Genomic DNA, 14666 nt, shown 5'->3' with positions numbered 1-14666 from the left:
GGCATCATGGCATAAGGCTGAACTGGATTCCATGTGGCAGGTAGGTGATTGATGGTTTGGGGCGTGTCAAGCGTTTTCCGTAAGGCGTCCGATAAAGCCTTTTGTTGCCGTCGTCGAGTGTCTGGCCGGAGGCCTCCCGATAACGGTGCAACGGCGAGGCCGTAGTGGCCGGCTCTGAATGCCGTTGAATGAGGTTGCACCATGACTCGACTGAACCGCTGGACCGTGCTCACCGGATGCGTCGCGATGCTGGCGATGGGTGGATGCACGCAGCATTACAACGGTGCGCTGACGTTTGGTGTTCCCGATCGGGCTCAGAACGACTACGACGAGTTCAGCCAGGCTCACCGGAACATGCTGGCGGAGGAGCGTTCGCCGGCGCGGCGGGGTGATCGGGCTGCGATCTTCGAGGAGAACCCTCGGCAGCAGACGATTCGGCCGGTTTCGCGGCCGGTGGTGGTGCCTTCGGCGGGTGAGTCGGAGGGTGGGGCGGGCTTTGAATTGATCAGTGATCGGGGCCAGACGGCTCCTGCGGTTCGTGCTTCCCGGCTCTTTGGTGAGCTTGGCAGCAGCGGGGCGGGTCAGGGTTCGGGGGTGGCGGGAACGGGGAATCTGGTTCGTGTGACGTTCACGTCGGAGGGCGGGGATTTTGACCCGGCCATCGATGTGGCGGGCCAAGCGATGGTGTTTGCGTCGACGCGTCACAGTCAGAACCCGGACCTGTACTACATGGAGTCGGGTTCGAGCGCGGTGACGCAGCTGACGACGGATCCGGCGAACGATGAGATGCCTGACATCAGTCCTGACGGGACGAAGGTGGTGTTCACGTCGGATCGTTCGGGCTCTTGGGATCTGTACATCAAGGAGATTAAGGGTCAGACGGCGATGCGTCTGACGGATGACGCGGCGGTGGACATTCATCCGAGTTTCTCGCCTGATGGCCGTCGGGTGGTGTTTTCGAGTCTGAACCAGCGGACGGGTGACTGGGAGCTGGTACTGATTGATGTTGAGAACCCGGCGAACAAGATTTTCCTGGGGCCTGGCTTGTTCCCGAGCTGGTCGCCTGTGGATAACCGGATCGTTTATCAGCGTGCCCGTCAGCGTGGTGATCGTCGGTTCGGGATCTGGGTGATTTCGGTGGAGGGTGATCAGGCGACGCAGCCGACGGAGTTGGCGGCGAGCAGCAATGCCGCGGCGATCACGCCCGACTGGAGCCCGGATGGTGAGCACATCGTGTTCTGCACGGTCGTCGAGCCGGGCGGTCTCGAAGTGGACGAGACGGGTCCGAAGGACATCTGGCTGATGCGTGCGGACGGCAGTGGTCGGACGCAGCTGACGGGTGGGCAGTATGAGAATCTGCTGCCGGCGTGGGGCAGTGATGGTCTGGTGTATTTCGTGTCGGACCGTGCGGGCTTGGGCACACAGAACATTTGGGGTGTTCGTCCGGATCAGGCGCTTCGTCTGGCTCCGGTGCCGGAGACCCAGTTGGGTGACGCGAGCCAGGGTGGCTCGGGTGGACCCGGCACGCCTTAGTTGGCGCTGGTTTGAGCGAGTTGGTTCGCGGCCGTCGGAGACGCGCCGCCTAGCGGGCAGGATGCCATGACAAGTAAACAGGTTCAGTTGACCCTGGTGTCTCTGGTGCTGGTGCTGAGTGGCTGTTCGCTGTTCGGTCCGCAGCGGTCGCCTGTGCTGGTCTCTCCTTACGCCGAGCCGCGGATTGTCGCGGTGGTTCCGTTTCTGAATGAATCGGGCACGGGTGTGGCGAACGGCGAGCGTGTGGCTGATGCGTTGACCAAGCATCTGGATGGGGCCGAAGGTCTGGTGGCATTGCCGGTGAATCGTGTGCTGGCGGGTCTGGTGGCGTTAGAGACGTCGCGGATCACGTCGGCGGGTGAGGCCCGTGCGTTGATGCGTTGGCTGGGTGCGGATCAGGTGATTGTGGGAACGATCACGTCTTACGATCCTTACGACCCGCCAACGATCGGTTTGGCGCTGGAGTCTTACGAGGAGCCGGTGGTGACGGTGGGTCCGGTTGACCTTCGTGATCTGACGCGTGCCGGTACGGGCACGGCGGCGGGGAGCGTGTCGACGGGTCCGGCGGCGGATGACGGTGCGACGGTGTCGCTGAGTGCGGTGCTCGATGCGTCGGATCCTCGTGTTCGGGATGCGTTGAAGGCTTATGCGGTTGACCGCGGGCCTGCGGATGCGGACCCGGATGCGTGGCTTCACCACCAGCGGAACATGAACCTGTACATCGAGTTTGCATGCCATGAGATGGCAAGGCGGCTCCTGGCTGCTGAGGCACAACGCCTTGGCGTGACGGACGCCGCGGCTGGATCTGGCAGACAGGCATGGCCGGCACTTGGAGCTGGTCGCCCTTAGACGCGTCGCTGGCCGTTTCGGTCCGACGCACGGACCGGAGCGACATGAACGTGACCCCCTCCGACAACCCGAACCCCGCCTCCTCGGCCGAGGCTTCTGCGCCGGCGGTGGGTGTACCTGGCGAGGGTGCCGGTCCGGTGTGGGACAACGATCGCGAGTTGGTATTTGTGAAGCGTGGCCAGCGTCACGTGTTTCGCTGCGAGCCCGGGGAGGAGTCGGCGTTGCTGAATCAGCTGGCCGTCGTGGTGGATGATCCGGGAAACAATCTTGATTGGTTTGACGCGGCGGTGTTGTCCCATCACATGGGGCTTCGTCTGCGTCAGAGGATGCAGGGGCTTTCCGGCTCCTGAATTTGTTGCTGTGCACGCCTGTTTCTCAAGGCGTTAGAAACCTTTTTTAGAAGGATGAACAACGATGCCCGCTCTGCACCCCCTGCTTGAACGCTTCGCGAATTACCTTCGTCACGAGCGGCACTTCAGCCCTTACACGGCTCGGTGTTACGGCGCGGACCTTCGTCAGTTTCTCGAGCATCTGACGGACTCGGCTCCGGATGAAGCGTCGGGTCAGAGCGAGGGTTACCTGGAAGGAAAGCTGCGTACGGCGGACCCGGTGTTGATCCGCGATTTCCTCGCGAAGCTGGACACGTTTGGTTACAGCTCGGCGACGATGGCGCGGAAGATCGCGACGCTGCGTAGTTTCTACAAGTGGATGCTGAAGGTGGAGCTGGTGGAATCGAATCCGATGCTGCTGATCCGGACGCCTAAGCAGACCAAGCGGCTGCCGCGTGCGATCACGGTGGAGCAGATCGAGAAGCTGCTGGCAGCGCCTGACAATCGGGAGACGTTGGGCGCCCGGGATCGTGCGATCCTAGAGACGCTTTACTCGACCGGCGTTCGTGTGTCGGAGCTGGTGGACCTGAATCGGAATGATCTGGATCTGGACAGTCAGACACTGCTGGTTCGGGGCAAGGGCAAGAAGGAGCGGATCGTGCCGCTGGGCTCGCATGCGATGGCGGCCATCCGTCACTATCTGATGCTGCTGGAGCCGGACCCCCGGTTTGCGAAGCTGCGTCAGGACTCGCTGAGCGAGCCGACGACGCCACTGTTTGTGAACAAGAACGGTGGTCGGCTGTCGAGCCGTTCGGTTCGGCGGAAGCTGGACAAGTACCTGCTGGAGATCGGGCTGGACCCGTCGATCAGCCCGCACACGCTGCGGCACAGCTTTGCGACGCACCTGCTGGACAACGGGGCGGACCTGCGGAGCGTGCAGGAGTTGTTGGGGCATCAGTCGCTGTCGACGACGCAGGTGTACACGCACCTGTCGAGTCAGCGGATGCGGACGGCGTATGACGAGGCTCATCCCCGGGCGGTGTGAGTGAACCAGGTTTATTCCATCGACACGGACGTCGATCGGCTTGTTGCCCGCGAACCGGGGAGGTTCGCGGGCTTTTTTGTGGTTGTTGCTGGCGGCCTGTGCTCGACGGCTTCCGTTGTGGGCTCGTGATGGGTTTCAGTCGTTTCTTTGAAGGGTGGGGCGCGTGCTGGGGCGGGGTGGCGTATGCTCGGGCATGGCCAAGAAAGAGGTTGCAGCGCCGGTGAAGGGTGAGGGGCCGGCGTCGTTGTTGGAACATTTTTGGGGTTTGGGGTTGTCGGCGGTGCTGCTGGGCGTGATCTACCCGGTGCTTGGCTGGTGGTGGCTGGCGTATGTGGCGTTGGTGCCTGGGGCGCTGGTGGTGAGTCGGTCGGCGTCGTTTTGGCGGGTGCTGTGGGTGTCGGTGGTGGTGTTCTGGGTGTGGTGGGTGGTGATGCTCAACTGGGTGATGCCGGTCACGGTGGGGGGGACGATCGCGATGGGGCTTGTGCTAAGTGTGTTTCCGGCGGTAGGGTTTTTGCTCATTCGGCGGTTGTCGGTGGGGGGTGGGGGTCGGCTCGCATTGACTTGGGCGGTACCGATCGCGTGGGTGCTGGTGGAGTTTTTGCGGTCGCGGCTGCCATTTGGCGGGTTGTCCTGGTTCTTCCTCGGTCACAGTCAGGGGCCGTGGCTGCCGGAGCATTCGGCGGTGCTGATTCAGACGGCCGATCTGTTTGGCGAGTTGACCGTCACGGCGTTTGTGGCGTTGTTGAATGGTTTCGCGGCTGATGTGATCCGGCGGTCGTTCACGGCGCCGGATCCGGAGGTGGTTCAGGAGCGGCTGCGGAAGCGGTTTGTGGCGCGGGTGGTGTCGGTGGGTGTGGTGGTGGCGTTGGTGGTGGGGCACGGCTGGCTATGGACGGATCACGCGCGGTACGGGCTTGCGTCAACGACGGGCGTGGTGGTTATTCAGACGAATGAGCCGCAGAGCAATCGTCAGAGTCCGTCGCTGGAGGATCGGATCGGTTACTGGCATGCGTTGCTGGATGAGACGCGTTTGGCGGTGGAGGGGCAGCGGGATGAGTCGGGGCGGCTGGTGGTGATCTGGCCGGAGTCGGCGGTGCCGATGCCGATTGATGCGGGGACGCTGGCGATGGCGGAGCAGGAGGGGTGGGCGGCGATCACGGCTATCGAGGGGCAGATCCGGGATCTGGCTGTGAGCTATGGCGTCGATCTGCTGGTCGGGGCCCCCTCATATGGGACTTGGGAAACCGTGGATCTGGATGGGGTTGCGCGTTGGCTGCCTGGGGAGGGCGCGAACTCGGTGTTTCACTACCGGTCGGATGGGAGCCGTGCGGCGGAGCGGTATGACAAGATGCATCGGGTGCCGTTTGGGGAGTATCTGCCTTTGGTGGATGGCTGGCCGTGGCTGAAGGGGCTGGTGCTGAAGTATTTGACGCCTTATGAGACGAGCTACACGATCGAGGCGGGGGATGCGCCGGTGGTGTTTGAGGTGGCGGGGTGGTCGGTGGTGACGCCAATTTGTTTTGAGGACACAGTGGGGCGTGTGGTTCGGGAGATGGTTCGGGTGGCGAGGGAGGCTTTGGATCGGCCGGCGCTGCTGGTGAATGTGACGAATGATGGGTGGTTTGGCTCGGCGTCGCAGGGGTTTCAGCACCTGCAGGTGGCGGCGTTTCGGTGTGTGGAGAACCGGGTGCCGATGGCCAAGGCGGCGAACACGGGGGTGAGCGGATTCATCTCGTCATTGGGTGAGGTCGTCTCGATCGTGGAGGTGGATGGCGAGAGTAAGGGGGTTCAGGGGCATGCGTCGATGTCGCTTGGGCCGCGGTTGAATCCGCCGCATGTGTCCACCTGGCATGGGCTTTATGAGGTTTGGGGTGAGACGCCGCTGGTTCTGCTGGCGGTGGTGGTGGGTTGGCTGGGGAGCGGCGGTCGGCGGGGAGCGTCGTCAGAAAGTTGAATCGGGTGGGGGTGGTTGGCGTAGGGCTTCGAGATTCATGCTGGGTGGTTTAGAATGATTGGATGAAGATGAACAAGCTGAGTCGTCGCGTGGTGTTGTTAGGTGTGCTCGTGTTGGCGGCGCTGCCTGGTGTGGTGTTCGGGCAGCTATTTGGAGGGGTGAATCGGCTGGCGCCTGAGGAGGTGGCCGAGCTTCGGGAGCGGGCGATCGCGGCGGTTCGGGCGGCGTCGGCGTCGGAGAATCCGGCGCTGCGGATGAACGCGATCGAGGCGTCGCATGCGGTGCCGGGGTTGTCGTCGGAGCTGGTCGGGCCGCTTTTGCTGGACGAGGTGGTGCCGGTTCGATTTGCGGCGCTGGTGACGGTGGGGCAGCTGAAACTGGAGGAGCACGCGTTGGCGGCTTCGGACCTGGCGATCGATCCCGATCCATCGGTGCGGATGGCGGCGATTTTTGCGGCTTCGGAGAACGGGGTGGAGATCGATCGGAGCCCGCTGGCTCGGCTGGTGCGGTCGCCTGAGCCTGGCGTGCGGGGCAATGCTGCGTTGATTCTGGGGATGATGGACGATCCGACGGCGGCCGAGATGCTGCGTGAGGCGGCGAGTGTGCCCTATGACCGTCGGGTGGTGGTGGTTCAGCGGGAGATCGTGAAGCTGCAGTTCGCGGAGGCGCTGGTGAAGCTGGGGGACGATGAGGCGTTAGGGCCGATTCGGGCGGCGGCGTACTCGCAGAGCGATGAGATCCGGGTGTTTGCGGTGGGGATGCTGGGCCCGCTGGAGGACCGGCGGATGATCAAGTTGCTGATCGCGATGCTGGAGCAGCCGCCCGTGGAGCTTCAGCTGGCGGCGGCGCGGTCACTGCTGCAGATGGATGTGCCTGACGGGCTGCCGATCGTGCTTCGGGCGCTGGATTCGGCGATCCCGACGGTCCGGGCCCAGGCTGCGTATGCCCTTGGTGACAGCGACGATATGGTGAGTCTGGTGGGTCTTTCGGAGGCTCTTTCGGACGAATCGGCGTTGGTTCGGTTGTCTGCGGCGGCGGGCGTGCTGCGTCGGCTGCCGACGGAGGCCTCGGTGGAGGCGGTGGCGCAGCGGTAGGGGGTGGGGCCTCTGCTGTTGACAGGGGTTGGGGGCTCTGCGATAACCCGTTTCTGGATATTTTTCGCCGCTTATGTGAGCGGGACGATTCGTATCGAGAGGGTCTGCCTTGAGCTTCCTCACTAAGTTGTTTGTGGTCCTCGTGGCCTTGCTTTCTATCCTGCTGGTGGCTCTGACGGTGCCTTTTGTGGCAACGATGGAGGATGTGCAGGGCGATCTCGAAGAAGCCCGGAGTGCTCGGGAGGTGGCTGAGGCCAAGGCTCGGAGTGCTCAGGCCGAGATCAACGCGGCGTTGGCCGATGAGGGTGCCAAGGCGGCTGCGTTGCAGGCGAGCATCGAGCAGTTGACCGGCGAGGTGGCGGATGCCCGCTCGGAGCTGGCCCAGGCCCGTGCCGAGCTGATCGATGCCCAGTCGCGGCTGCAGCAGCGGGAAGCGGACTTCTCCAGTCTCTCGGCGACGGCTCGTCAGAATGCCGAGTTGATTACGGAGCTGACCAATCGGATCGCGACCACCGAGCAGCGTCGTGTGGATGCGGAGGCCAAGCGGGTTGAGCTGCAGGACGAGGTGTCCGAGCTGGCGAGTCTGCGGGACAGCCTGGAGCGGACGGTTCGGCGTCTGCAGGAGGGTCTGGCTCAGGCCGAGCGTGACAACACGCAGCTGGTGGCATCGATCGGGCGTCTGCCTGAGGAGATGCGTGCGGTGGTGCTGGGCGAGTCGACGGCGGAAGCCATGACGCTTGATATCGAGCCGGACACGCTGATTCGGGGTTCGGTAACGGGCATTCAGCAGGTCGATCAGGTGACGCTGGTGCAGGTCAACGTGGGCGAGGTGGACGGCGTTGAGAAGAACATGTTGTTCCGGGTGCACCGGGATGGTCGCTTCCTCGGCAAGCTGCGGATCACGACGGTGGATACCGACAGCGCTGCGGGGAGCATCGATCTGGCGACCGGTGTGATCGAGGTGGGCGACAGCGCCCTGGCCGGGCTGGCCCAGTAACCTCCCCCCGGTACCCCGCCTGGCTCCCCGATTTCGGCGAGGTTTGTTTCGTCATGTGATGAAGGCTGGGTTGTAATGGCCCGGTGGTTTTGAGGAGTTTTGCACGATGGCCCAGCAGGATGATGGCGACGGCGTTTACTCGGTGCTGCTGCTGGTGGCGGTCTTGATGCTGCTGGCTGGGGTGGGTGTGGTCTGGTACCGGAGTGCTCAGTTGACGGGTGGTTTCCTGCCTGTGTTCATCGTGGGCGGCTGATTCCCAAGTTGTCTGACGGGGTGGACCGATAACCTGCTTAGCGGGCGGATGTTCTGCGCCGTGGTTATGATGCGGGCTGCCTGTGGCGACCTGTTCCAGTGTGAAGGCGAAATGGTTTGATCTTCGACGGCCTCTACGATCATTTTCTGAGCTGGTTCAGCGTCGATATGGGGATCGACCTGGGCACGTGCAACACGTTGGTCTGTGTGCGTGGCGAGGGGATCGTGCTGAACGAGCCGTCGGTGGTGGCGGTGAAGAAGAACACGACGCAGGTGCTGCGTAACGGCAGCGAGCTGGCGGTGGGCTGGGTGGCGAAGGAGATGCTGGGCAAGACGCCCGGCTCGATCACGGCGATCCGGCCGCTCAAGGACGGGGTGATCAGCGATTTTGAGATCACCGAGGCGATGCTGAGCTATTTCATCCGGAAGGTGAATGGGCGGCACCCGCTGGTGCGTCCCCGGGTGGTGATCGCGGTGCCTTCGGGGATCACGGCGGTCGAGCGGCGGGCGGTGCTGGATTCGGCGGAGAAGGCGGGGGCTCGGAAGGTCTACCTGGTCGAAGAGCCGATGGCGGCGGGGATCGGGGCGAGCCTGCCGATTGTGGAGGCGACGGCTTCGATGATCGTGGACATCGGCGGAGGGACGACCGAGGTGGCGATCATGTCGCTGGCGGACATCGCGCAGTGCGAGTCGGTGCGGGTGGCGGGCGACGACATGGATGAGGCGATCATCAATCATATGAAGAAGGCTTACAACCTGATGATTGGTGAGCAGACGGCGGAGCGGATCAAGATCGAGATCGGTTCGGCGGCGCCCGAGGGGGACGAGCGGACGATGGAGGTTCGGGGTCGGGATATGATTTCGGGGTTGCCGAGGAAGACGGTCATCACCTCGGAGGAGATTCGGGAAGCGCTGCAGGAGCCCTTGTCGGCGATCATCGAGACGGTGACGCGGACGCTTGAGCGGGCCGAGCCGGAACTTGCTGCGGATCTGGTGGACAATGGGATCGTGCTGGCGGGTGGTGGGGCGCTGCTGCGTGGCATCGACATCGTGGTGTCGAACGCGACGGGGCTGGAGTGTCGGACGGCTGAGGACCCGTTGACGTGTGTCGCACGGGGTACGGCGATCTACCTCGAGCATCTCGAGGAGTGGAAGGGGACGATGGAGAGCGACTCGGACGACTACTAGGCTGTCCGTGGCCGGGGCGCGTGGTGTGTGCCGGCCTTTGAGCTTTTTCCGATTGACCTGTGTGGGCCTTGGTGCGGGGCCGGGCCCGATGGAGCCTGAGCATCGCACGATCGGGTTCTCTGCTTCCGAGTCTGCAGGCCGTGGTGGTGTTTGCCTGCGCCGTCTTGATTCTGGTGCCGGGCGAGATGGTGACGGCGTTGGCGTCGTGGCCGAGGGGTCTGTTGGTGTCGTCGCTGGCTCCGGTGAGTCAGCTGGTGGGACGCAGCGGGTTGTTGGCAGGGGAGGAAGGCGGGGACGGTTTGGGCGGTGTGCGCGCGCCGTTGGCGGAGGGGCCGGCGCTGGATTACCTGCGGGCGCTCGAGGATGAGAATGCGCGGCTGCGGACGCTGGTGGATGAGCTGGCGGTCTCGACGTCGATGCTGACGCGGCCGGGGGCCACGCAGGTGCTGGCGCGGGTGCTGTCGGTGTACGAGGATGATGCGGGGCTGGCGATCGGTGCAGGTGAGCGGAGCGGGCTGCGGGCCGGGGATGTGGTGGTGGTGGGTGAGCACCTGGTGGGGAGCCTGTCGGGGGTGGCCCCGCTGACGAGTGACGTGGACCTGGTGGCCCGGGATGGGGTGCGGGTTCAGGTGCGGCTGGTGCCGGCAACGGATCTGCGGCCGGAGCGGGAATCAGTGGAGTGGTTTGATTACGACGAGGGCCTCGGGGCGTTTGTGGCGGAGTTGAGTCTGGACGCGCCGGTACAGGTCGAGGACGTGGCGCATCTGGTGGATGACCGGTGGCCGCTGCTGGCGCGGGGTCGGGTGGTGGGCCGGGTGGTGACGATCGATGATCGGACGAGCAAGCCCTTGCTGCTGAAGCGGGTGATCGTGGAACCGGGGTACGCGGTCGATCGGCTGCGTCGGGTGGTGGTGTTGACCGAGCGTGCTGCGGAGACTGGCAGCGGGGGTGGTTCATGAACTGGCCGGTTTTCAGCTTGCTGGTTTACGTGCTGCTGGCGCTGACCTTCGCGTTGGGATCGGCGCTGGAGTTGGGCGGGGTGCGTCCCGAGCCGGTGCTGGTGCTGGTGGCGTATGTGGCGCTCATGGCGGACTGGCGGCGGACGGGTTGGGCGGCGTTGTCGGTGGGGTTGTGTCTGGACCTGCTGCATCCGTATGCGGGAGGCGTGGTGCTGGTGGGGCCGTATGCGCTGGGGTTGCTGGTGGGGGCGTTTGTGGTGCATCAGCTGCGGAACGTCGTGTTCCGGCATTCGCTGTTGACGGTGGTGATTCTGACGGTGATCTGCGGGCTGTTTGCGGAGGTGTTTTCGACGTCGCTGGTGGCGGTGCGGACGCTGCCGTGGCCGCTCGGTGAGGCGCTGGTGGGGTGGGGCGCGGCGGATGCGTTGTTTGGTGGGTTCCTGTCAGTCTTGTATACGGCGGTGTTCGCGGTGCCGGTGGGGCTGGGGTTGCTGGCGTTGGAGCGGTGGATGCGGTTTGGGGAGGGGCGTGGGTAGGGGGAGGTACTTTTCGTAGGGAGTTTCTTAGCGGTCGAGCACGGCTTTTCCCGACGTTCGTCGGGAAGAAACCGTGGCACTCGAGTTGAAAGCGCCTTAGCCCATCTGGATTGGGAGAGATGCGTGGTGGCTGTGGCCCCGCCACGGCGGGACCACAGCCACCCATGGTTACCTGGGTCAGCGGGAAGGATTTACTTCGGGTAGCCGTGGGTGTGGTCTTTGAACCAGTTCCAGGCGGATTCGATCATGTCGTGGACGTCGGTGATGGCGGCTTTCCAGCCGAGTTCGCGTTCGATCTTGGAGGCGTCGGCGTAGAGCATGGGGGGGTCACCCGGGCGTCGGTCGCCAGTGTCGACCTTGAAGTCGATGCCGGTGACTTTCTTGGCGGCGTCGATGAGCTGCTTGACGGAGAGGCCGTTGCCGATGCCGAGGTTGTAGAAGCGCTGGTCGCCGGGATCGAGTGCGTCCATCACGGTGGCGTGGGCATCGATGAGGTCCTCGACGTGGATGTAGTCGCGGATGCAGGTGCCATCGGGGGTGTCGTAGTCGGTGCCGAAGATGGTCATCTTCTCGCGTTGGCCGAGGGCGGTGAGGAGCATGACGGGGATGAGGTGGGTTTCGGGGGTGTGATCCTCGCCGATGGAGCCGTCGCGGGCCGAGCCGGCGACGTTGAAGTAGCGGAGGGCGGCGAAGGCGAAGTCTGGGTTGGCGTTGGCGTAGTCGATGAGCATGCGTTCGACGAAGAGCTTGGACCAGCCGTACGGGTTGATGGGTGACTGGGGTGTGTCTTCGGTGATGGGGACGGTTTCGGGCTCGCCATAGGTGGCGCAGGTGGAGCTATGGACCATCCTGCGGACGCCTGCTCGGTCCATCGCGGTCATCAGGCTGAGGACACCTGCGGTGTTGTTGGCGTAGTACTCGAGGGGCTCGGTGACCGATTCGCCGACGTAGGCGAGGGCTGCGAAGTTCATGACGCAGTCGATCTGTCGGTCTTTGAGGAGGGTTTCGATGCCGTCGGTGTCGCGGAGGTCGAGCTCGGCGAGGGTCACGTTATCGGGGACGGCGGGCTGGTGGCCGCGGTAGAGGTTGTCGAGGGCGACGACGTCGTGGCCGTCGGCGTGGAGTCTTTTCACGGCGTGCGAGCCGATGTAGCCGGCTCCGCCTGTGACGAGGATGTTCATGACTGCGTCTCTGGGTTGGGGGTTGAACGGCTTTGTGGTGGTATCGGTTTTTCGCGGCCGAAGCGGTCGATGGCGGTGGTGGCTGCGAGTCCGAGAAGGATCAGGCCGAGGCTGCTGAAGATCTGGATGGGTGTTGGGGTGAAGGTGGCGGTGGGGAAGTCGTCGGGTTCAACGGGGCGGCCGGTCTGCTCGAAGATGAGTTGGTTGGTGGCATCGGCGGTGGGGTCGAGGATGACGGTCTGGTTCTTGAGCCTGTCGCCTGGCTTGGGCGGGACGGGTTCGACGAAGGGGTAGAGGCCGACGACGGCTCCGAGCAGCAGGCCGAGGAGGACGCCGAGCGTGGCTTTCTCGTAGTGGTTCAAGAGGTAGCGGAGCAGGTTGGAGACGGCGGCGATACCCAGGAGGACGCCGATGGCGACGGGAAGGAGGGTGGCGAAGCCGATGCTGAGGAGGGTGCCCGTATCGAAGGTCTTGAGGGCGTCGACGAAGGCGGAGATGGCGGCGAGGATGGGGACGTAGACGCCGAGGACGAGGAAGAGGTACCCGCCTGAGATGCCGGGGAGGATCATGGCCGAGGCACCGGCGACGCCTGCGAGGAGCATGAAGAGCGGGCCGTCGTTCTGGGCGGCAGTCGGGTTGTTGGCCTGGGCCATGGCGAGGGCGGCCATGGCGACGAAGCCGATCACGGCGGCGATGTAGACGGCGGGGCTGGCTTTGCCGATGAGTCTCCAGATGACGGGCACCCCGCCGAGGGTGAGGCCGATGAAGAGGCTGTACATGATCCAGCGATGGTGGACCACGAGGTCTTTGACGGGTCCGGCGAGCAGGGCGATGGCGAGGATGGCGGCAAGGGCGACGGCGGCGACCGTGAGTAGGGGGTCACGTTTGAGTTTGAGGGTGGAGAGTCGGCCGATGGCGTTGATGAAGCGCGGGTAGACGCCTGCGGCGAGAAGCATGGTTCCGCCGGAGATGCCGGGCACGAGGTTGGCCAGGCCCATCAATGTGCCGCCGAGCGCGCAGCGGACGGCGGTGAGGCTGTTGAAGGGTGGATCGGCTTTAGATGTCGGCTCCATCGGCGGTCTCATCTTCGCTGGTCTTGAAGTGTCCGTTCTGGAGTCGTTCCCAGTAGTGGGTGACTTCTCTGCGGACGACGGCTGCGAGAAGGATACCGCCAAGGATGTTGGGGAGGGCCATGGAGAGGATGGAGAGGTCGGCGGTGTCGAGGACGTTGCCGAGGCTGATGACAGAACCGATCCAGACGAAGACCACAAAGAGGAGGCGGAAGATGAAGACGTAGCGCATGCCGAAGAGGTAGCCCCAGGCGCGTTCGCCGTAGTAGCACCAGGAGATCATCGTCGAGAAGGCGAAGAGGATGATGGAGACGGTGAGGACGTAGGGGAACCAGCTGGCGAGCATGTTGACGGACTGGAAGGCGGTGAGGGTAATGGTGACGCCATCGCCATCGGAGAGGTAGGCGCCGGTGATGAGCACGACCAGGCCGGTCATGAAGCAGATGACGACGGTGTCGATGAAGGGTTCGAGGGAGGCGACGAAGCCTTCGCGGGCTGGCTCATCGGTTCGGGCGGCGGCGTGGGCGATGGCGGAGGAACCGAGGCCGGCTTCGGAGGAGAAGGCGGCTCGCTGGAAGCCGACGATGAGGACGCCGACGAGGCCGCCGAAGGCCGATTCCCAGACGAAGGCTTCGGCGATGATGCGTCCGACAAGGCCGGGCACCTCGCTGATGTTGGCGAGGATGATGGCCAGGCAGGCGGCGATATAGATGACGGCCATCGCCGGAACGAGCTTGGAGGTGGCGGCACCGATGCGGGTGATGCCGCCGAGGACGACGACGGCGACGACGGTGGCCATGAGGGCACCGAAGCCGGCGTTGACCCAGGTGCGGATGTAGGCGATCTGTTCGTCGGTGGTTTCGGGGTTGGCCGAGTAGACGGCGGGCTGGACGAAGGTGTCGAAGAAGGCCTGGGCGGACTGGTTGGCCTGGAACATGTTGCCGCCGCCGATGGCCCCGAACATGCAGGCAAGGGCGAAGAAAGCGCCGAGGATGGCCCCGACGGGCGCGAGGGAGGGGTAGTTCTCCTTGATGCCCCGGCTGACGTAGTACATGGGCCCGCCGGAGTAGGTGCCGTCGGCGTGGCGGACGCGGTAGAGCTGGGAGAGGGTGGAGGAGTGGAACTTGGAGGCCATGCCGAAGAAGCCGAGGAACATCATCCAGAAGAGAGCCCCGGCCCCGCCCATCTTCATGGCGATGGCGACGCCGGCGATGTTGCCGAGGCCGACGGTGGCCGACAAGGCGGAGGTGAGGGCGCGGAACGGGGAGACGTCGCCGTGGTCGTCGGAGGAGGTGTACTTGCCGCGGAGGACAGCGATGGCGTGCCCGAAGCCGCGGAGGGTCATGAAGCGGTGGTAGAAGGTGAAGAAAAGGGCACCGAGGGCCAGCCAGACGACGAGGAAGGGCATGGTCGGGCCTTCGGGCTCGCCGGAATCGGGGTTGATCTTCTGGAAACTGCCGAAGCTGACGTCGAAGAAGAGCACGGTGGCGATGGCGCCGTTGACGTGGCCGATGGTCTCGTCGAGGCGTTCGCCAATGGGGGCGGGCTGGGGTTCCGGAGCGGGGGCGAGGGTCGGTTCGGTTTCCTGGGCGAGGGCTTGGGCAGGGAGGAGGGTGATCAGTGCGAGGAGGAGGGTGGCGAGGTGGCCGAAGCGCATGGAGGAACCCTTCTACGAG

At 64.4% G+C, this 14666-nt stretch carries 14 protein-coding genes; 11 read left to right on the top strand and 3 right to left on the bottom strand.

The annotated features are described in order from the left end of the window. Positions 1–201 precede the first annotated feature (201 nt). From ACQZAB_RS02960 to ACQZAB_RS02910, 11 genes are all read left to right on the top strand, one after another. Positions 202–1533: a TolB family protein gene (locus tag ACQZAB_RS02960; RefSeq protein ID WP_428386937.1), complete on the top strand. Its 1332-nt coding sequence runs from the start codon at positions 202–204 to the stop codon at positions 1531–1533. Between the two features lie 66 nt (positions 1534–1599). Then, positions 1600–2382 (top strand): hypothetical protein, encoded by a 783-nt coding sequence (locus tag ACQZAB_RS02955; protein WP_428386935.1) that lies wholly within the window; start codon positions 1600–1602, stop codon positions 2380–2382. A gap of 44 nt (positions 2383–2426) precedes the next feature. Continuing rightward, positions 2427–2732, top strand: a complete 306-nt coding sequence (locus ACQZAB_RS02950) for a hypothetical protein (RefSeq protein ID WP_428386934.1) — start codon at positions 2427–2429, stop codon at positions 2730–2732. A gap of 64 nt (positions 2733–2796) precedes the next feature. Next, positions 2797–3756: a tyrosine recombinase XerC gene (gene xerC / locus ACQZAB_RS02945; RefSeq protein WP_428386932.1), complete on the top strand. Its 960-nt coding sequence runs from the start codon at positions 2797–2799 to the stop codon at positions 3754–3756. A 193-nt stretch (positions 3757–3949) separates the two neighbouring features. After that, positions 3950–5713, top strand: coding sequence for an apolipoprotein N-acyltransferase (lnt, locus tag ACQZAB_RS02940; protein WP_428386930.1), 1764 nt, complete (start codon positions 3950–3952; stop codon positions 5711–5713). A 62-nt stretch (positions 5714–5775) separates the two neighbouring features. Beyond that, a complete protein-coding gene (locus ACQZAB_RS02935; protein ID WP_428386929.1) occupies positions 5776–6807 on the top strand; it encodes a HEAT repeat domain-containing protein in 1032 nt (343 codons plus the stop codon). Between the two features lie 109 nt (positions 6808–6916). Then, complete coding sequence (locus ACQZAB_RS02930; RefSeq protein WP_428386928.1) at positions 6917–7804, top strand: hypothetical protein; 888 nt, start codon at positions 6917–6919, stop codon at positions 7802–7804. A 106-nt stretch (positions 7805–7910) separates the two neighbouring features. Beyond that, complete coding sequence (locus ACQZAB_RS02925; protein WP_428386927.1) at positions 7911–8057, top strand: hypothetical protein; 147 nt, start codon at positions 7911–7913, stop codon at positions 8055–8057. A 116-nt stretch (positions 8058–8173) separates the two neighbouring features. Next, a complete protein-coding gene (locus tag ACQZAB_RS02920; RefSeq protein WP_428386926.1) occupies positions 8174–9244 on the top strand; it encodes a rod shape-determining protein in 1071 nt (356 codons plus the stop codon). Between the two features lie 71 nt (positions 9245–9315). Next, positions 9316–10203 (top strand): rod shape-determining protein MreC, encoded by an 888-nt coding sequence (locus tag ACQZAB_RS02915; protein WP_428390127.1) that lies wholly within the window; start codon positions 9316–9318, stop codon positions 10201–10203. After that, a complete protein-coding gene (locus tag ACQZAB_RS02910) occupies positions 10200–10739 on the top strand; it encodes a hypothetical protein (RefSeq protein WP_428386924.1) in 540 nt (179 codons plus the stop codon). Before ACQZAB_RS02915 ends, ACQZAB_RS02910 begins: the two co-directional genes overlap by 4 nt. Positions 10740–10930: 191 nt before the next feature. Here ACQZAB_RS02910 and galE read toward each other — a convergent pair whose 3' ends face one another. The 3 genes from galE to ACQZAB_RS02895 are packed head-to-tail and all read right to left on the bottom strand — an operon-like array spanning position 10931 to position 14647. After that, positions 10931–11920, bottom strand: a complete 990-nt coding sequence (gene galE, locus ACQZAB_RS02905; protein ID WP_428386922.1) for a UDP-glucose 4-epimerase GalE — start codon at positions 11918–11920, stop codon at positions 10931–10933. Beyond that, positions 11917–12993 (bottom strand): DUF368 domain-containing protein, encoded by a 1077-nt coding sequence (locus ACQZAB_RS02900; protein WP_428386921.1) that lies wholly within the window; start codon positions 12991–12993, stop codon positions 11917–11919. The genes galE and ACQZAB_RS02900 overlap by 4 nt, the downstream gene beginning before the upstream one ends. After that, positions 12977–14647 carry an alanine/glycine:cation symporter family protein gene (locus ACQZAB_RS02895; protein WP_428386919.1) on the bottom strand — a complete coding sequence of 557 codons (1671 nt, stop codon included), beginning with the start codon at positions 14645–14647 and terminating at the stop codon, positions 12977–12979. Before ACQZAB_RS02895 ends, ACQZAB_RS02900 begins: the two co-directional genes overlap by 17 nt. Positions 14648–14666 lie beyond the last annotated feature (19 nt).

Origin of the sequence: Mucisphaera sp., assembly GCF_965279675.1 — a bacterium.
Lineage (GTDB): Bacteria > Planctomycetota > Phycisphaerae > Phycisphaerales > Phycisphaeraceae > Mucisphaera.
Note: the sequence above shows the minus strand (reverse complement) of the source record. Positions and strands in the feature narration are given on the sequence as shown.